17 protein-coding genes are annotated in these 16,938 nt (G+C 61.9%); 8 read left to right on the top strand and 9 right to left on the bottom strand.

Annotated elements, in window-relative coordinates; translation table 11 throughout:
• Nucleotides 1–26: 26 nt before the first annotated feature.
• The 6 genes from purL to ASD02_RS16210 all read left to right on the top strand — a co-directional run bounded on the left by purL (nucleotide 27) and on the right by ASD02_RS16210 (nucleotide 6,220).
• Nucleotides 27–2,267: a phosphoribosylformylglycinamidine synthase subunit PurL gene (purL, locus tag ASD02_RS16235; protein ID WP_025427157.1), complete on the top strand. Its 2,241-nt coding sequence runs from the start codon at nucleotides 27–29 to the stop codon at nucleotides 2,265–2,267.
• Nucleotides 2,268–2,286: 19 nt separating this feature from the next.
• The gene (locus ASD02_RS16230) at nucleotides 2,287–2,520 is read left to right on the top strand and encodes a BolA family transcriptional regulator (protein WP_025427158.1); all 234 of its coding nucleotides are present in this window, start codon (nucleotides 2,287–2,289) and stop codon (nucleotides 2,518–2,520) included.
• A 7-nt stretch (nucleotides 2,521–2,527) separates the two neighbouring features.
• Nucleotides 2,528–2,770, top strand: coding sequence for a hypothetical protein (locus ASD02_RS16225; protein WP_025427159.1), 243 nt, complete (start codon nucleotides 2,528–2,530; stop codon nucleotides 2,768–2,770).
• A 135-nt stretch (nucleotides 2,771–2,905) separates the two neighbouring features.
• Nucleotides 2,906–3,244, top strand: coding sequence for a Grx4 family monothiol glutaredoxin (grxD, locus tag ASD02_RS16220; RefSeq protein ID WP_025427160.1), 339 nt, complete (start codon nucleotides 2,906–2,908; stop codon nucleotides 3,242–3,244).
• A 392-nt stretch (nucleotides 3,245–3,636) separates the two neighbouring features.
• A complete protein-coding gene (locus tag ASD02_RS16215) occupies nucleotides 3,637–4,872 on the top strand; it encodes a multidrug effflux MFS transporter (RefSeq protein WP_025427161.1) in 1,236 nt (411 codons plus the stop codon).
• Between the two features lie 55 nt (nucleotides 4,873–4,927).
• Nucleotides 4,928–6,220 carry a multidrug effflux MFS transporter gene (locus ASD02_RS16210; protein ID WP_025427162.1) on the top strand — a complete coding sequence of 431 codons (1,293 nt, stop codon included), beginning with the start codon at nucleotides 4,928–4,930 and terminating at the stop codon, nucleotides 6,218–6,220.
• 72 nt (nucleotides 6,221–6,292) lie between these two features.
• Here the strand turns inward: ASD02_RS16210 and ASD02_RS16205 are convergent, their stop codons facing one another.
• From ASD02_RS16205 to ASD02_RS16185, 5 genes are all read right to left on the bottom strand, one after another.
• Entirely contained in the window at nucleotides 6,293–7,117 is an 825-nt protein-coding gene (locus ASD02_RS16205; RefSeq protein ID WP_025427163.1) for an inositol monophosphatase family protein, read from the bottom strand.
• Nucleotides 7,114–7,998, bottom strand: a complete 885-nt coding sequence (gene ttcA, locus ASD02_RS16200; RefSeq protein ID WP_057220823.1) for a tRNA 2-thiocytidine(32) synthetase TtcA — start codon at nucleotides 7,996–7,998, stop codon at nucleotides 7,114–7,116. The genes ASD02_RS16205 and ttcA overlap by 4 nt, the downstream gene beginning before the upstream one ends.
• Before the next feature lie 111 nt (nucleotides 7,999–8,109).
• A complete protein-coding gene (locus tag ASD02_RS16195) occupies nucleotides 8,110–9,057 on the bottom strand; it encodes a glutaminase (RefSeq protein ID WP_025427165.1) in 948 nt (315 codons plus the stop codon).
• Nucleotides 9,058–9,218: 161 nt separating this feature from the next.
• Nucleotides 9,219–9,836, bottom strand: coding sequence for a 30S ribosomal protein S4 (gene rpsD, locus ASD02_RS16190; protein WP_025427166.1), 618 nt, complete (start codon nucleotides 9,834–9,836; stop codon nucleotides 9,219–9,221).
• A 227-nt stretch (nucleotides 9,837–10,063) separates the two neighbouring features.
• Entirely contained in the window at nucleotides 10,064–10,591 is a 528-nt protein-coding gene (locus ASD02_RS16185) for a MarR family transcriptional regulator (RefSeq protein WP_057214325.1), read from the bottom strand.
• Between the two features lie 113 nt (nucleotides 10,592–10,704).
• Between ASD02_RS16185 and ASD02_RS16180 the strand changes: the two genes are divergently transcribed.
• Nucleotides 10,705–11,040 (top strand): cupin domain-containing protein, encoded by a 336-nt coding sequence (locus tag ASD02_RS16180; protein WP_025427168.1) that lies wholly within the window; start codon nucleotides 10,705–10,707, stop codon nucleotides 11,038–11,040.
• A gap of 86 nt (nucleotides 11,041–11,126) precedes the next feature.
• Here ASD02_RS16180 and ASD02_RS16175 read toward each other — a convergent pair whose 3' ends face one another.
• Nucleotides 11,127–12,641, bottom strand: coding sequence for an ATP-binding protein (locus ASD02_RS16175; protein ID WP_025427169.1), 1,515 nt, complete (start codon nucleotides 12,639–12,641; stop codon nucleotides 11,127–11,129).
• 255 nt (nucleotides 12,642–12,896) lie between these two features.
• Here ASD02_RS16175 and ASD02_RS38260 point away from each other — a divergent pair, with 255 nt between their 5' ends.
• On the top strand, nucleotides 12,897–13,055 hold the full coding sequence (locus ASD02_RS38260; protein WP_156407977.1) for a hypothetical protein: 159 nt from the start codon (nucleotides 12,897–12,899) through the stop codon (nucleotides 13,053–13,055).
• On the opposite strand, the gene murI is transcribed toward ASD02_RS38260, so the two are convergent.
• The 3 genes from murI to ASD02_RS16160 form a co-directional block, all read right to left on the bottom strand.
• Nucleotides 13,052–13,897: a glutamate racemase gene (murI, locus tag ASD02_RS16170; protein ID WP_025427170.1), complete on the bottom strand. Its 846-nt coding sequence runs from the start codon at nucleotides 13,895–13,897 to the stop codon at nucleotides 13,052–13,054. The two genes, ASD02_RS38260 and murI, sit on opposite strands and share 4 nt — an antisense overlap.
• Nucleotides 13,884–14,729, bottom strand: a complete 846-nt coding sequence (locus ASD02_RS16165) for an RNA methyltransferase (RefSeq protein WP_025427171.1) — start codon at nucleotides 14,727–14,729, stop codon at nucleotides 13,884–13,886. Before ASD02_RS16165 ends, murI begins: the two co-directional genes overlap by 14 nt.
• A gap of 89 nt (nucleotides 14,730–14,818) precedes the next feature.
• Nucleotides 14,819–16,807, bottom strand: coding sequence for an FUSC family protein (locus tag ASD02_RS16160; protein ID WP_057208679.1), 1,989 nt, complete (start codon nucleotides 16,805–16,807; stop codon nucleotides 14,819–14,821).
• Nucleotides 16,808–16,938 lie beyond the last annotated feature (131 nt).

The following is a 16,938-nucleotide window of genomic DNA, read 5'->3' as shown; positions in this document are numbered from 1 at the left end:
CCGCCCGAAGGATTTGACGGTCGACGATGACGATTTCCAACACCCGCCCCATCACCCCGGAACTCATCGCCTCGCACGGGCTCAAGCCCGACGAATACGAGCGCATTCTCGGCCTGATCGGACGCGAGCCGACCTTTACCGAGCTCGGCATTTTTTCGGCGATGTGGAACGAGCACTGCTCCTACAAGTCTTCCAAGAAGTGGCTTCGCACGCTGCCGACCAAGGGCCCGCGCGTCATCCAGGGTCCGGGTGAAAACGCCGGCGTCGTCGACATCGATGATGGCGACTGCGTCGTCTTCAAGATGGAGAGCCACAACCATCCGTCCTATATCGAGCCCTACCAGGGTGCTGCGACCGGCGTCGGCGGCATCCTGCGCGACGTCTTCACCATGGGCGCCCGTCCGGTTGCGGCGATGAACGCCCTGCGCTTCGGCTCGCCGGATCACCCGAAGACCCGCCACCTCGTTTCCGGCGTCGTTGCCGGCGTCGGCGGCTACGGCAATTCCTTCGGTGTTCCGACCGTCGGCGGCGAAGTCGAGTTCGATGCCCGCTATAACGGCAACATCCTCGTCAACGCCTTTGCCGCCGGTCTCGCCAAAAGCGATGCGATCTTCTACTCCAAGGCCGAAGGCGTCGGCCTCCCGGTCGTCTATCTCGGCGCCAAGACTGGCCGTGACGGCGTCGGCGGCGCGACCATGGCCTCGGCCGAGTTCGACGAATCGATCGAGGAAAAGCGCCCGACCGTGCAGGTCGGCGACCCCTTCACCGAAAAGTGCCTGCTCGAAGCCTGCCTCGAGCTGATGCAGACGGGTGCCGTCATCGCCATCCAGGACATGGGTGCAGCCGGCCTCACCTGCTCGGCCGTCGAAATGGGCGCCAAGGGCGACCTCGGCATCGAGCTTAACCTCGACACCGTGCCGGTGCGCGAAGAGCGCATGACCGCTTACGAAATGATGCTTTCGGAAAGCCAGGAGCGCATGCTCATGGTGCTTGAGCCGGCCAAGGAAGAAGTCGCCAAGGCGATCTTCGTCAAGTGGGGCCTCGATTTCGCGATCGTCGGCAAGACCACGGACGACCTGCGTTTCCGCATTCTGCATCAGGGCGAAGAAGTGGCGAACCTGCCGATCAAGGAACTGGGCGACGAAGCGCCGGAATACGACCGTCCCTGGACCCCGGCCAAGGTCCCGACCGCGCTTGCGACCAACGACATCCCGCAGACGGACGTTGCTGATGCGCTCGTGCAATTGGTCGGTTCGGCCAACAATTCCTCGCGCCGCTGGGTCTACGAACAATACGACACGCTGATCCAGGGCAACTCGCTGCAGCTGCCGGGCGGCGACGCCGGCGTTGTGCGCGTCGAGGGTCACCAGAGCAAGGCGCTGGCCTTCTCCTCCGACGTGACGCCGCGTTATGTCGAGGCGGATCCGTTCGAAGGCGGCAAACAGGCGGTTGCCGAATGCTGGCGCAACCTGACGGCAACCGGCGCGCTGCCGCTGGCAGCAACCGACAATCTCAATTTCGGCAACCCGGAACGTCCTGAGATCATGAGCCAGCTGGTCCATGCCATCAAGGGCATCGGTGAGGCCTGCACCGCGCTTGATTTCCCGATCGTTTCCGGCAACGTCTCGCTCTACAACGAGACCAACGGCCAGGGAATCCTGCCGACCCCCACCATCGGCGGCGTCGGCCTGATCAAGGACTGGTCGAAGATGGCGCGCATCCGGTTTGCCGCTGCCGGCGAAACGATCCTGCTTGCCGGCGCGCCGGAAGGCCTCGGTTCGCACATCGCCCAGTCGGTCTACATGCGCGACGTCCATGGCCGCACTGACGGTCCGGCGCCGCATGTCGACCTCGCACATGAGCGCAAGGTCGGTGACTTCGTCCGTGGGCTGATCGTCGACGGTCTGGCGACATCAGTTCATGACTGCTCGTCCGGCGGCCTGGCTCTCGCCGTTGCCGAAATGGCGATGGCTTCGGATATCGGCGCGACCGTGGATGTGGTCGAAGGTCATGATCCGATTGCTGTTTTCTATGGCGAAGACCAGGGACGCTACGTGCTGACGGTTGCGGCCGGTAACGTCGCTGCCGTTCGCGCCCGTGCGGAAAAGGCAGGCGTTGCCCTGCCGGAAATCGGCAAGACCGGCGGCGATGCCGTCAAGCTCGGTGCAGCGCGCGCCGTCGCAATTCAGCAATTGCGCTCGGCCCATGAATCGTGGTTCCCTGACTTTATGGACGGCTCCAGCAACGCTGCTGCTGCCGCAGAATAATAAAGGGAGTTGGCATATCATGCCCATGGCACCAGGCGACATCGAAGACATGATCAAGGCAGGAATTCCCGGCGCCAAGGTCACGATCCGCGATTTGGCCGGTGACGGCGACCACTATGCCGCCGAAGTCGTGGCCGAAGTCTTTCGCGGAAAGACCCGCGTGCAGCAGCACCAGATGGTCTACAACGCATTGAAGGGCAACATGGGCGGCGTTCTGCACGCCCTTGCCCTTCAGACCAGCGCGCCGGAGTAAGGCTGGAATGGCCGACCTGATCAAGGAACTGGTCAGTGGCGTTGTCGACAGCGCGCTGAAGGAAATCCTGAAGAAGACCGGCGTCAAGCGGACCGCGACGAAGCGGACCAAGCGCCGGACGCGCAAGGCGGCGACGGGTGGCATTCTAGGGGATATCCTGGAAGCCGCCATCGGAAAGCCGGCCAAGAAACAGGTGAGCCGGCGGCGAACCGCCAGCGCACGCAGCAAGACCCGTCGCCGTTCGGCCTGAGCAGTTGTATTAAAACCACATCTTGAGGCCCATCAATATTTGTTGCACTTGGGTGATGAAAATCACCGATATGCATGCTATCTAAGGCCCAATCGATATCCGGTCCTTGAAACCGGGCGCAGGAAGGATGAAAAGATGAGCGGAATTCACGAATTCATCGCGAACGAAGTCAAGACCAACGACGTGGTGCTCTTCATGAAGGGTACGCCGCAGTTCCCACAGTGTGGGTTCTCCGGCCAGGTGGTCCAGATTCTCGATTACATCGGCGTCGACTACAAGGGCATCAATGTCCTTGCCGACGCGGACCTGCGTCAGGGCATCAAGGACTATTCGAGCTGGCCGACCATCCCACAGCTTTACGTGAAGGGTGAATTCGTCGGCGGTTGCGACATCGTCCGCGAAATGTTCCAGGCTGGCGAGCTCCAGTCGCACCTGCAGGAACAGGGAATCTCGGTCAAGGGCGCCGCTGCCTAAGTCAGGCCGCCAACTCCGATCTGGTCGGAAAAGGCGGGTGACCGCCTTTTTTGATTCCGGAATTAAATCCGGATCGTCTAATTTTCGTTGTTCTTTACTAGGCGGAGCACACTCACGCTCTGTCATGAAGTGGTCGCGATAAAGCGGCATAAGCAGCCTGAAAGGGCGTTCGCCCGTTCCCATGCTCCGGCTTGGCCCGGCTGCCCATCGCCGATAGTCCCTTTCGCTTCACATCGGATGCCGCCTGCACCGCTGCGCCGGACCAGGCCCGTCCCCTCAACTGTTCTCGACATGCCGACCGGCATTTTGCCAGCCGACGTCGCCTCTTTCCGGAACAAACTCCGGTCTTGACCTATTTCGGTTGCGTCCGGCGCGCCGCAAGGATTTTGCCTATGACGAGCATGACAGACGAAGCGGCCGCTCCCGGCCTCAGCAAATTTCAGTTCATCGCCTTGATGGCGATGCTGATGGCGGTCAATGCCGTGTCGATCGATATCATGTTGCCCGGCCTGCAGGAGATCGGCGCCAGCCTTGGTGTAACCGACGAAAACCATCGGCAATATGTCATCACCGCCTATCTTATCGGTATGGGCGTGGCGCAGCTTTTCTTCGGCCCGTTGTCTGATCGATTCGGCCGCAAGGCGCCGCTGCTCGTCGGCCTCGGCATTTATGGTGTCTGCGCGATCGCAATCGTCATCGTGCCGACCTTCGGCGCGCTGCTGGCGTTGCGCTTCGTCCAGGGCATCGGTGCAGCCGCGACCCGTGTTATTACCGTGTCGATCGTTCGCGACGTCTATGGCGGCCGTCGCATGGCTGAAGTGATGTCGCTGATCATGATGGTGTTCATGATCGTGCCGGTCATAGCGCCGAGCGTCGGCCAGTTGATCATGATCTTTGCCGAATGGCACATGATCTTCGTCGTCATCGCGCTCTTTGCCTTCACGATCGCAACGCTTGTGGTGTTCCGGCTTCAGGAAACGCTGAACCCGGATCATCGCCGCGCCTTTACCCCTTCGGTCATCCTCAGCGGCTTCAAGATCGTCCTGACGAACCGGCTGTCGCTGTTCTATACGCTGGCGACATCCGTTATCCTCGGGGCGCTCTTCGGCTTCATCAACTCTGCCCAGCAGATCCTGGTCGGGGTCTATGGGCTGGGCCTGTGGTTTCCGGTCGTGTTTGCGGCATTTGCCGGGATGATGGCGGTCGCGTCCTTCACTAATTCGCAGCTCGTTCGGCGCTTCGGCATGCGGGCGCTGTCGCATGCTGCCCTACTCGGCTTCACGCTGGCGAGCTTCCTCTGGATGGCGGCGTCGCTTTATGGTCCGGTGCCCTTCCCGCTGTTCGTGGTGCTCTATGGCGCCGCCATGTTCCAGTTCGGGCTGATCGCGTCGAACTTCAATGCGATGGCGATGGAGCCGCTCGGCCACGTCGCCGGCACGGCCTCCTCGGTGCTCGGCTTCACCCAGACCATCGGCGGCGGCGTCATCGGCGCCTTCATCGGCCAGGCTTTCGATGGGACGGCGACACCGCTCGCGATCGGCTACTTCACCGTCGCGGCGATCGGCGTCGTCTTCGTCCTCATCGCCGAACGCGGAAAGCTGTTCAAGGCACACAATCCGGCAGGCTGACGATAGCCTGCCGGCCGATTATTCCTCCCAGATCTGCTCTTCACGGGTTCGCACAATGACCACGATCACCACACAATCCGAACATGTCGACGGGGTTTCGGGCGCGGCCCGCCTCAATATGGGCCTCGTCGAATTCATCATCACCATTGCCGTCATGACGGCGAGCGTGGCAATCGCCATCGACAGCATGCTGCCGGCATTACCGAGCATCGGCCAGTCGCTGAGCGTCGCCAACTCCAACGACACCCAGCTCGTCATCGGCGTGTTCTTCCTTGGCTTCGGGCTTTCGCAGATCTTCTTCGGCAGCCTTTCCGATACGTTCGGACGTCGCGCCGTGCTGCTCGGCGGCCTTGCCTTCTTCACCGTGTCGATGTTTGCCGCCGCCCTGACCCAGAGTTTCGAAATGCTGCTGGTCCTGCGCTTCGTCCAGGGCATCGGCGCTGCCGCCGTGCGCATCACCACCATGGCGATCGTGCGTGACTGCTTCGGTGGTCGCGAGATGGCGCGGGTGATGTCCTACGTCATGATCGTTTTCATGATCGTTCCGATCGTCGCACCGTCGATCGGTCAGCTCGTCATCCTCTACGCCAACTGGCACTGGATCTTCATCCTGATCGGCATCGTCGGCGCTGTCCTCTTCGTCTGGGCACTGGCCCGCATGAAGGAATCGCTGCCGAAGGAAGAGCGCCTGCCGCTTTCCGTCTCATCGGTCGCATCCGGCTTCAAGACGGTGCTGACCAACCGCATCACCTGCGGCTACATGATCGGCATGACGATGTTCACCGCGGTCATCTGCGCCTACATCGTCACCGTCCAGCAGATCTTCGGCGAGGTCTATGGCCTCGGCGAGTGGCTGCCGATCGCCTTTGCCGGCACTGCCGGCGGCATCGCCGTTGCCAATTTCGCCAACGGCTTCTTCGTGCGCAGCTTCGGCATGCGCCGCATCTCGCACGTGTCGATGATCCTGTTCACGCTGATTTCCGTGATCGGCTTTGCCATGTCGCTCTGGGGCACGCCGGCATTCGTCATCAGCTACCTGATGTTCTCGGTTCTTCTGATGTTCTTCGCTGTCATCGCCACCAACTTCACCGCGATCAGCCTGGAGCCGATGGGTCACCTTGCCGGAACGGCGACCGCGATCACCGGTTTCGTCTCGACGACCGGCGGCGCACTGCTCGGTGGCGCCGTCGGCCAGTTGTTCAATGGCACGCTGCAGCCGTTGCTCGGGGGCTTTGCCCTCTTCGGGCTCGTGACGATCCTGGCCACCCTTTGGGCCGAAAAGGGCAAGCTCTTCACCCATCCCGGCGACAAGGATGTCTCGCTCGACCACGGCGGCGGCCATATGTGATATCGACCTCACCAACAAAAAGCCCGCCTGGATCGCTCCAGGCGGGCTTTTCTGTTTCGACGATGTCGGTGTTTAGATGGTGAAGACTTCGCGACGCAGCGTTTCCCAGCTGTCCTTGTCGGTCGTCAGCAGCAGGCCGCCATTGAGGTGGGCAGGCAGATAGGGCGCGCCGTCGAAGCGTGCGGCATAGGCACCCGCCTCCTGCGCGATCAGTGTGCCGGCCAGATGATCCCAGGGCATCAGCTTCTGGTACATCAAGAAGTGGATGTAGCCGCCGGCAAGGATGCGATACTCGTGCGCGGCGCACCGGTAGCTGGTCGCAATACGGACCTTGGCCAAGTTGGCCATGACTTCGCGCCGCGCCTCTTGGCTGTAGAAGCCCGTCGAGGCGCCGCCGACCATGCTTTCAAGCGGAACGCCTGCAGTCACCGACATGCGCTCCTGCGAGCCGTCAGGACGGCACATCCAGGCGCCGGAGCCCTTCTCGGCGATTACCCAGTCGTTGCCAAGCGGGTCGTAGATGATGCCGGCAACGGTCTCGCCCTTGGACACGACGCTCGCCATGACGCCGAACAGCGGCAGGCCGGCTGCGAAGTTAAAGGTGCCGTCGATCGGATCGACGACGACGGCGAGATCGGCGTCTGCCAGCTTGTCGAGCAGCGCCGGATCGGCAGCAACGGATTCTTCGCCGATGAACACGGCGCCTGGCGCAATCTCATCCATGCGTGCCTTGATCAGGCGCTCGGCTGCCTCGTCGCCCTCGGTGACGAGATCGATCGCTTCCGACTTCATCCGGACATCGCCCGCGCCGAGATTACGAAACCGCGGCAGGATTTCTTTGACCGCAGCCTCCTGCAGCAGATTGGCAAGGGCGGCGATGTCGACGGAATGGCTCATTCTTTGGGCTCCGGTGAGAGGGACTGGAAGTCGAAAAGCTTGGGGTCGAGCAGATGCGAGGGGTTCACATGGCCGAGCGCCCGCAGCATCGTGTCCTTGCGGCCCGGCATGCGTCGTTCGAGGTCGGCAAGCATTGCCTTCATGGCATTGCGCTCAAGGCCGTCCTGCGAGCCGCAGAGGTCGCAGGGAATGATCGGAAATTCCATGGCAGTGGCAAATTTCGCCAAGTCGTCCTCTGCCGCATAGGCCAGCGGCCGCAGCAGCATCAGGTCGCCTTCGTCGTTCAGAAGCCTCGCCGGCATCGAGGCGAGCCTGCCGCCGTGGAAGAAATTCATGAAGAACGTCTCCAGAATATCCTCGCGGTGATGGCCGAGCACCAGCGCATCGCAGCCCTCTTCGCGCGCGATCCGGTAAAGATTGCCGCGGCGCAGCCGCGAACAGAGCGAGCAATAGGTGGCGCCTGTCGGCACCTTTTCCTTCACGATCGAATAGGTGTCGCGATACTCGATACGGTGCTTAACGCCGATCGAGGCCAGGTATTCCGGCAGGATATGCTTCGGAAAATTCGGCTGCCCCTGATCGAGGTTGCAGGCGACAAGCTCGACGGGCAGCAGCCCGCGCCATTGCAGGTCCATCAGCAGTGCCAGCAGGCTATAGCTGTCCTTGCCGCCTGAAATCCCGACCAGCCAGCGCTTGGCGCCCTTCAGCATGCCGAAATCGTCGAGCGCCTGGCGCGTCTGCCGCAAGAGCCGCTTGCGCAGCTTGTTGAAGGAGACCGACGACGGCATGCGTTCGAAGATCGGATGAAGACCCGTCTCGATATCGCCGTCTTCAACGGCATTGTCGATTGCGTCAGGCGAAAGGGCTGGCGAATGATCCATGGCAACGATCCTGGAATGGCCGGCTCGGGAAGGAGAGCGCACGGCACGTCACGGCCAGCACTTGCCCCGTTCCATCCGCAAGATCAAGGGAAAACGGCCCTTCGTCCGAAATCAGGAGCCAAACACCGACCAACCGGTGCGGGCGGCCAACATCTCCAGCGCCAGCGATCCCAACAGCGAATTGCCGTTCTCGTTCAGGCCCGGCGACCAGACGGCGACGGAGGCCTTGCCGGGTGCGACCGCGAGAATGCCGCCGCCAACACCGCTCTTGCCGGGCAGACCGACGCGATAGGCGAAATCGCCCGAGCCGTCATAGTGGCCGCAGGTCAGCATCAGCGCGTTGATACGTCGGGCCCGCTGGCGCGATACGACGGAATGGCCGGTCAGCGGGTTGGTGCCGCCGGCTGCCAGAAACAGGCCCGCCTTGGCGAGCTGGCTGCAGGTCATTGCCAGAGCGCAATGGTGGAAATAGACGCCGAGCACATGCTCGACCGGGTGATCGAGCCGGCCGAAGGAGCGCATGAAGTTGGCAAGCGCGAAATTACGGAAGCCGGTCGCCGTCTCGGAGCGCGCGACCTCGTGGTCTATGACGATGGCATCGTCATCTGCGAGATAACGAACGAACTGGACGATCTCGCCGATCAGTTCGCGCGGCGTGTGGCCGGCAAGGATCAGGTCGCTGATGGTGATCGCGCCGGCATTGATGAACGGGTTGCGCGGCTTGCCGCCTTCCTGCTCGAGCTGGACGATCGAGTTGAAGGCCGAGCCTGAAGGTTCGCGGCCGACGCGGTGCCAGATGGTCTCACCGTGCTTGCCGAGCGCCAGCGTCAGGGTGAATACCTTGGAGACGCTCTGGATGGAGAACGGCACCTCGGCGTCGCCGACCCGGTGCACCTGCCCGTCGGTGGTGACGATTGCCATTCCGAAGTGTTTCGGAGAAACGCGCGCAAGCTGTGGGATGTAGTCGGCGACCTTGCCCTCGCCGAGCCGTGGCGTCAGCTCGCGGTAAATGTCCTCGATGATCGCCTGCAGGTCCTGCGGCGTCTTCTGCTCCGGCATGCGATTTCCCCTTCGTCGCGCGAGCCATTGTCCCGCCGAGGCGACCAAGTCCCCGTCGCGGAACAAGACGCGCGGCAGATCAAACAGCCACGTATCTGAAGAGACAAAAAAACCGCCCGTTTCCGGGCGGTTTCGATCGTTCACAAGGCCAGAGCCTCGGATTAACGCGAATAGAATTCGACGACGAGGTGCGGTTCCATGACGACGGCGTAAGGCACGTCGGAGAGAACCGGAACGCGGACGAAGGTTGCAACCATCTTGTTGTGGTCGACTTCGATGTAATCCGGAACGTCGCGCTCAGCGAGCTGAACGGCTTCGAGAACCGTAACGAGCTGCTTGGACTTTTCCTTGACTTCGATGACGTCGCCCGGCTTGCAACGGTAGGAACCGATGTTGACGCGAACGCCGTTAACCTTGACGTGGCCATGGTTGACGAACTGACGTGCGGCGAAAACGGTCGGAACGAACTTTGCGCGGTAGACGATCGCGTCGAGACGCGATTCGAGCAGGCCGATCAGGTTCTCCGGGGTGTCGCCCTTGCGGCGGTCAGCTTCGGCGAAGATCGCACGGAACTGCTTTTCGCGGATGTCGCCGTAGTAGCCCTTGAGCTTCTGCTTGGCGCGCAGCTGCACACCGAAGTCCGAAAGCTTGGACTTGCGACGCTGGCCGTGCTGGCCCGGGCCGTATTCGCGGCGGTTAACCGGCGACTTCGGACGGCCCCAGATGTTTTCGCCCATACGGCGGTCAATTTTGTACTTGGACGATTCGCGCTTGCTCATCGCATTTCCTTTCAGTCGGTTACACCGGTCTGTTGCCAAACCGGATCAAGGAAACACGCCCTCCTCTGAACCCATTTTGAGAGTTCTGACAGGATTCTCACGATCACGCTGCCGGAGAAACCACGGGACATGTCAAATGAAACACCGGACATTTCTGCCCGGCGTTGGGGCGGCTTTAGGGCTTCCAGCCGCCATTGTCAAACGAAATCACCGTATTCGGCACCATTTCAGGCAGGGTCGCCAGCCTGTTGGTTTTCCAAGGAAACAAGCAGCGTTTTCAATAGCGCTGCCAGTGCTGCGCGTTCCTCCGGCTTCAGACCTGCGATATAGCGCGCCTCGCTCGCCATGTCAGCCCGAAACGCGGCTTCGGCAAGCGCTATGCCCTTCTTCGTCAACCCAACCACGCTGCTGCGTCCATCCGATACCGAGCGCTCGCGCAGGATCAGCCCCGCCTTTTGTAATCGATCGAGTCGATGTGTCAGTCCGCCTGACGAAATCATCAGCAATGTATAAAGGTCGGTCGGCGTGAGGCGATACGGTGGGCCGGAGCGCCGGAGTGTTGAGATCACGTCGAATTCGCCGCGGTCGAGACCGAAGGAGGCAAAGGTTTCCTCGATCGACGGACGCACGAGATTAGAAAGCCGATAGGCCCGCCCGAGGATGGTCATTGGCTCCGTATCGAGATCCGGCAATTCGCGATCCCATTGCGCGCGCAACCGGTCGACGTGGTCCCTCTCCTCTTGCTCATGCTGCATTATCAACTCCGCGGTGTTTGGCAATATATCTTGACGAGAAGATATTTTTACATAATATCTTCTCGTCAAGATAATTCATTCGAACCGGTAAACCAACCCCGATGGAGGCCAGCATGTTTCATGTCATTCCCCGTGCAGAGCAGAAACAGAGCCCCAACCGGACGATCCTCTTTGAAGGGGGGCAGTACGGCACGCCGGTTTCGCTTTTCCTGATGGATGCGGAGCCTGGCCAAGGGCCGGCGCTTCACGTTCACCCCTATCCGGAGACCTGGCTCATTCATTCGGGCGAGGCGGAGTTCACGGTCGGTGAGCAGACGCTCATCGGCAAGGCCGGCGACATCATCATCGTCGATCCCAGCACGCCGCACCGTTTCGTCAACAGCGGCAACACCCGGCTTGAGATGACCTGCATCCACGCGTCCGACCGCGTGATTCAGGAGTGGGTTTGACGCCCCGCAAGCGACGGGTGGCGTTGTGCATCGGTACCGTCTCGTCTTCAAATACTTGGAATTGAAGCCTCGGGCGGAGGACGTGCCTATTCAGCTGCAGCGGCGGACGGATCCATTGCATCCGGCCCGTTGGCGTCGCCCGGCGCCGTTTCGTGGCCGAGGTCCGGAAAGGCGACTATACGCTTGCCGGTGAAATCGGCATGGACGACAACGAGCCCATTCTCCTCGAAATAGCCGAGCAGGCGTCTGGCGCGTCGTGCGGAATGGGTGCCGTAGGCGCGCGCGATCATCGCGTCCGACGGACAGGCAAGGCCGCGCACGGCCGCCTGCGCCATCATCAGGAACACGCCCTGCAGGTCCTCGGTGACGCGATCGGCAAGCCGGAGCGCCGACGCCCAGGCCTCTGTCGCCGCAGTCTCAGTGTCGACGCCGGAGCGGGCAATTGCCATCTTGCGCCGAAATGCGCTCAAGGACAGGGCTGCTCCCGGCACGCGGCGAATCCGGCAGCGCACGAGGAAATCCTGGAACAGTTCGGCATCCGGCCGGAACGCGGCATCGGGATTGGCGAGAATCTCGGTAAACAGACCGTCCAGCAGCGCACCGCGCTCCTCCGCCGACATTTCCGGCTGGGCTGGCCTGGTTTCCACCGGGGCGACCGGTTCGGGGCGCGGCCGGGAAAGCTCCGCGAGAATATCGGTTGCCGGGCGCGGCGGCGGTACGGCACGGCGCATGATCGGCCGCGTCAGTTCGTCGGCGTCAGGCGTGAAGATCAGGTCTTCCACGTCCTGCGGCGCTTCCGGCAGCGGCATCAGCTTCGGGCTCGTCGAGCGTGCTGAAGTCTCGACGGCACCGATCGTCACCTTCAGCGGCCGGCGCGACAGCGCCGGGCCAAGGGCGACGAAGGAGCCGCGCTTCAGATCGCGGAACATTTCGGCCGTGCGGCGATCCATGCCGAGCAGGTCGGCAGCGCGCAGCATGTCGATATCAAGGAATGTGCGGCCCATCAGGAAGTTGGACGCCTCCGCCGCCACGTTCTTGGCAAGTTTTGCCAGGCGCTGCGTGGCGATGACGCCGGCAAGTCCACGCTTTCGGCCACGGCACATGAGGTTGGTCATCGCGCCGAGCGAGATCTTGCGGACTTCTTCGGTGACGTCACCAGCGACCGACGGCGCAAACATCTGCGCTTCGTCGACCACCACGAGTACGGGATACCAGTATTCCCGATCCGCATCGAACATGGCGTTCAAGAAGACGCCGGCGCTGCGCATCTGCTGTTCGATGTCGAGACCTTCGAGCGAAAGCACGCAGGAAACTCGGTGCTGACGAATGCGCGTGGCAATGCCGATCAGCTCAGCGTCCGTGCGCTCACCCTCGACGACCACATGGCCGAACTTGTCGGCAAGTGTGACGAAATCGCCCTCGGGGTCGATGATGCATTGCTGCACCCATGGCGCAGACTGCTCCAGCAACCTTCTTAGAAGGTGCGATTTTCCCGAACCGGAATTGCCCTGCACCAGAAGACGGGTGGCCAGAAGCTCTTCGATATCGAGCGAGGCCGAGGTCCCTTCGGACGTCGCTCCCATGTCGATGCCGACCTTCATTTCCACCTCTTCATTTTGGATTGATTCGCGACCATGCTGAGTTCGCCAAACGAGCGACACCTAGCACGGTTTTGCCGGCGGTCATGCAACCGCTGCAGAAAACCCACAGGGAATACCGCGTTGTGGACCATGGAAAGATCGGCCAGTTCACCCGGTTGTTTGCGCGGAAACGTTGAATAAACCTATTGATACATCTTTAACAAGCGCCTGCCCCGGCCCATACGTCTTTGAGCGACCGGGATTTCCGGGCCACGAATGGATCAGAACGAGACCGAAAACCACTTCCAGATGAACTACGAGGATGGTCAACGCATCGTCTCGAAAAAGGAATCCGCGCAATCAGGCCGCGCGAACTTCCTGATTGCGATTGCGCTCGCCGCGTCGATTGGCGTCCTGCTGGCGATCTTCTTCTAGCCGATCGTTTCGCTGGCGGCCGTCTGTTCGGGGGTAGTGACGTTCGACATGACGGTCAGGCCGAAGCCCTGCATCAGCCGGCGTGTGGAAAAATCGGGATTTCCCGAAGTGAAGATCGCCGGGTCCTCGCCGTTCAACGGCTCAAAGCCGTCGGGCAGCGGCACGAGCGAGCGGGCCCGCCGGGCGATGGCCTCGGCTGGATCCAACCAGTCGACCGGCCAGGGCGCCAGCTTGCGGAACAGATTGGCCAGAAAGGGATAATGCGTGCAGGCGAGAACGACGATATCGGTCTTGCGGCCATCCATCTCGATGAAGCACGGGGTGATCTCGGCCAATACCTCCGCATCATCGAGCTTTTCGCCGCGAATATAGGCCTCGGCCATCTTGGCGAGGTTCTCCGATCCGACCAGGCGGACATGGCATTGGCTGGCGAAGGACTGGATGAGGTCGCGCGTATAGGCGCGCTTGACCGTGCCTGGTGTCGCAAGCACGGAAACCAGCCCCGAGCGCGTGCGCTCGGCCGCCGGCTTGATCGCCGGCACGGTGCCAACGAAGGTCATCTGCGGAAAGGCGGCGCGCAGATCGGCACCGACGAGGGTGAATGCGGTGTTGCAGGCAATCACGCAGATTTCGGGATCGTGCTCGGCCAGCAGCCGGCCAAAGAGCGCGATGACATGGGCGCGCAAGGCCTCTTCCTCCCAGCCGCCATAGGGGAAGCCGGCATCGTCGGCGATATAGATGAAATGCCGCTCCGGCATCAGCACCCTCGCCTCGCGCAGCACCGTGAGCCCGCCGATGCCGCTGTCGAAGACGAGAATGGGTTTCAGTTCAGTCGCTGTCACCGCTGTCTGATACTTTCTTGTTGTGCTCGGCCCTGCTGTGATCAACGGGAGCGCCGGAACCTCGGGGATGTTCACGCGAAAACCGATCGAGCGACGAAATCACGCCGCGCAGCACCCGGATTTCCGTTTCGGTAAAGGCTGGTCTGGTCAGAACTGTGCGCAGATTTTCGACCAATTTCGGCTTTTTGTCGGCGGAGCGGAAATAGTTGCGCGCTTCCAGCGCATCCTCGAGGTGATCGAACAGGCCCTGCAGATCGTCTTTCTTCGCCGGACGCTGCTCCAGTGCCTGGAACGACGTCTGGTCTTCGCTTTCCATGCCCGTCTTCAGCCACTCGTAGGACATTAGCAGCACCGCCTGGGCGAGATTGAGCGAAGCGAAAGCCGGATTGACGGGGAACGTCACAATCTCGTCGGCAAGCGCCACTTCCTCGTTCGTCAATCCGGTGCGCTCGCGGCCGAAGATGATGCCGGTCGCCTCGCCGGCTACGAAGCGCTGTCTCAGCGTGCGCGCCGCCACTATCGGCGAGCGAACCGGCTTGTAGCCGTAACGGTCGCGCGCCGTTGTCGCATAGACGAAGTTGAGGTCGGCGATCGCCTCTTCCAGCGTGTCGTAGAGCTTGGCGCCTTCGATGACGTGGTCGGCGCGGCTGGCGGCAGACTGCGCCTTTTCGTTCGGCCAGCCATCGCGCGGGTTGACGAGGCGCAGTTCAGACAGGCCGAAATTGGCCATGGCGCGGGCAACCATGCCGATATTCTCGCCGAGCTGCGGATAGGCGAGAATGATCGCCGGTCCTTCGGTCAGGAGTTCTCGTTCGCTGTTGGTGCCTGCCATGTCTTTCGCCTTCGCCTTCTGTTCGGCGCTTCCCTCGCACAAAAGACCGGAAAATTAAAGTCCGGCCGACATGCTGAGGACTGCGGGCATCACGGTGTTGCCGGATGCAGACGGCTGAGGGAGATGCCGATCATCTCCAGCCCCAGTTCCGCATCGTCCTTCGATATCGGCAGATGTCGGCTGACTGGCCCGGCGACGCGGCCGCCGTCGTAGAAATAGCCGGCCCCTTTCTCCGCGATCGAGCGAACCAATGTCAGATTTTCGTCGATGTCGGTGTGGAACGTGGAGCCGACGGCGTCGGCCTCGTCGGCAACGCGACGGGCAAACACGCGCGCCCAATAGGTGCACCCCATGAAGATCGCCAGCGTCTGCCTGACGTGGCCGGGGCGCGTGACAAGCTGCCAGGAAACGCCAAGGGGCTTGGCCGCCGCGGCAAGCTCGCGGTAGGCGCGGTCGACGGACTGCGACCGCGCAATCAGCGCCATGCCGGAGGCGCCCTCCTTCGCCGCTTGCAGCAGTCCTGTCAGTTCGCCACACCAGGCCTTGATCGCGAGATCAAGCGATGTTCGCGTACGGGTCGGGAAAACCACGAAGGCAACCACAGTACCGGCGATGGAGCCGATCAGGGTTTCCTCCAGCCGCAGCTGCAGCAGCTGTGGGGTCAGCACGCCCATCAGGCTGTAGAGCAGCGACAGCACGATAGAGACGAAGAAGGTCATCGACGCATAGGAAACTGCGAGGAAATAGAACGCGAGAAAGATGCAGAGCGCACTCAGCGGCAGCACCAAATAGATGTTTCCGGCAACCAGCGTGCCGGCGACGATGCCGACCACGATGCCAAATAGCGTACCGGCCGAGCGCTGTAGCGCCTTGACCGCCGTATCGCCGCGCGAGCGGGTGTTGGTAAAAACGAGAAAGGCAGCCAGCACCGCCCAGAACCATCGGTCGCGCGACAGCATCAGCCCGAACACCATGGCGATGCCGGCGGCGAGCGTGATCTGGATGGCCGTTTTGAGCGCCGGATTAGACACTGTCAGCTTTGGACGCGTGGACGCCGGGGCAACGGCTCGCTCCACCGGATCCTCGAGATCATGCGCGTCGAGTTTTTCCAGGCTATGGGCGAGGCGCTGGCGAACATTGCGCAGCCACGAGAGCGCCTTGACGGTCTCGACAAGCCGCTCGTTCGTGCGGTCGATGCGCGCCGTCTCCGCTTCGATCTCGGCGGAGTTGCGCGTAAGCATCGCTTCGACCAATGCGACCGGAGGCATGGCCTGAAGGCTCAGCACGATGACGCTTTCTGCCGCCAGATGCAGGTCGAAAAGGTTGATCACCACATCCGACGAGGCAAGGCCGGGCTCGGGTTCCGGGCGTCGGTTCTCGGTCGGAATGAAACTTTCCGCCATCAGCACCGCCTCCTTGAGGCGCTCTTCCCTCCGGTGCAGCCGGGTGCGATCCGTCTCGATCAGGGTCGGTTTGCGTGCGACATCGACCAGCTCCTCCAGCATCTGGTCGACGCGCTGCTGGACGCTGGCCGCAGCGCGCATGAGGTCGCGATAGCGGTGGTCGGGCAGAAGCACGGTGCGGACCAGGTGGGCGACCATGGCCGAAACCGCTGCACCGAAGACCAGTGCGGGCAACTGGTCAATCGTCGGACGCAGATAAGCTCCGATGAAATAGGACATGAAGGCGAACATGCCGACGGCAAACCATCTCGGCCCGAAGGAGCGACAATAGACCGCCAGGAAGATGATCGACAGGAAAACGACATCGGAGACGTAGCGGTGGCTCTCCAGCACCGAGGCCAGCGCGACCATCGAGACGCCAACGATGACGGCGATTATACGGGTCACGAGCTGTTCGCCGTGCGTGCGGTCGCGGACGGCAAGGCCGCCTTCGATCGAGAGCGAAACGGCAAGGCCGTAGGCTGCCGGCGGCAATGGCGCCACGAGATAGTGGAAGGCCATCAGCAGGCAAACCGACGAAACGATCGTCGCGGTGATGCGCGTCGCCTGGCGCAGCCGGGAAAAGGCAGGATCATTGGCGAGAAGCCAGTCGCGCACGCGGGAGCGAATTTCCATCGGATGCCTTTTGCCTGCTACGGTGACCATCGACGCGTCACCGCTTCTTCTTGATTAACGCTGCCTCCGATCTTTTCAAGGCGCAGGCCGGCTTAAACCAGTCCAAAACCCATCCTCGGCCCCTGCCCGCC

The sequence above is a fragment of the Ensifer sp. Root1252 genome (assembly GCF_001425885.1).
Lineage (GTDB): Bacteria > Pseudomonadota > Alphaproteobacteria > Rhizobiales > Rhizobiaceae > Ensifer > Ensifer canadensis.
The sequence above is the reverse complement of the archived record's forward strand: the minus strand, read 5'-3'. Positions and strand labels throughout refer to the sequence as shown.

Coding starts and splice junctions, on each gene's coding strand:
- purL (WP_025427157.1), top strand. CDS start 27: ATGACGATTTCCAACACCCGCCCCATCACCCCGGAACTCATCGCCTCG.
- ASD02_RS16230 (WP_025427158.1), top strand. CDS start 2,287: ATGCCCATGGCACCAGGCGACATCGAAGACATGATCAAGGCAGGAATT.
- ASD02_RS16225 (WP_025427159.1), top strand. CDS start 2,528: ATGGCCGACCTGATCAAGGAACTGGTCAGTGGCGTTGTCGACAGCGCG.
- grxD (WP_025427160.1), top strand. CDS start 2,906: ATGAGCGGAATTCACGAATTCATCGCGAACGAAGTCAAGACCAACGAC.
- ASD02_RS16215 (WP_025427161.1), top strand. CDS start 3,637: ATGACGAGCATGACAGACGAAGCGGCCGCTCCCGGCCTCAGCAAATTT.
- ASD02_RS16210 (WP_025427162.1), top strand. CDS start 4,928: ATGACCACGATCACCACACAATCCGAACATGTCGACGGGGTTTCGGGC.
- ASD02_RS16205 (WP_025427163.1), bottom strand. CDS start 7,117: ATGAGCCATTCCGTCGACATCGCCGCCCTTGCCAATCTGCTGCAGGAG.
- ttcA (WP_057220823.1), bottom strand. CDS start 7,998: ATGGATCATTCGCCAGCCCTTTCGCCTGACGCAATCGACAATGCCGTT.
- ASD02_RS16195 (WP_025427165.1), bottom strand. CDS start 9,057: ATGCCGGAGCAGAAGACGCCGCAGGACCTGCAGGCGATCATCGAGGAC.
- rpsD (WP_025427166.1), bottom strand. CDS start 9,836: ATGAGCAAGCGCGAATCGTCCAAGTACAAAATTGACCGCCGTATGGGC.
- ASD02_RS16185 (WP_057214325.1), bottom strand. CDS start 10,591: ATGCAGCATGAGCAAGAGGAGAGGGACCACGTCGACCGGTTGCGCGCG.
- ASD02_RS16180 (WP_025427168.1), top strand. CDS start 10,705: ATGTTTCATGTCATTCCCCGTGCAGAGCAGAAACAGAGCCCCAACCGG.
- ASD02_RS16175 (WP_025427169.1), bottom strand. CDS start 12,641: ATGAAGGTCGGCATCGACATGGGAGCGACGTCCGAAGGGACCTCGGCC.
- ASD02_RS38260 (WP_156407977.1), top strand. CDS start 12,897: ATGGATCAGAACGAGACCGAAAACCACTTCCAGATGAACTACGAGGAT.
- ASD02_RS16165 (WP_025427171.1), bottom strand. CDS start 14,729: ATGGCAGGCACCAACAGCGAACGAGAACTCCTGACCGAAGGACCGGCG.
- ASD02_RS16160 (WP_057208679.1), bottom strand. CDS start 16,807: ATGGAAATTCGCTCCCGCGTGCGCGACTGGCTTCTCGCCAATGATCCT.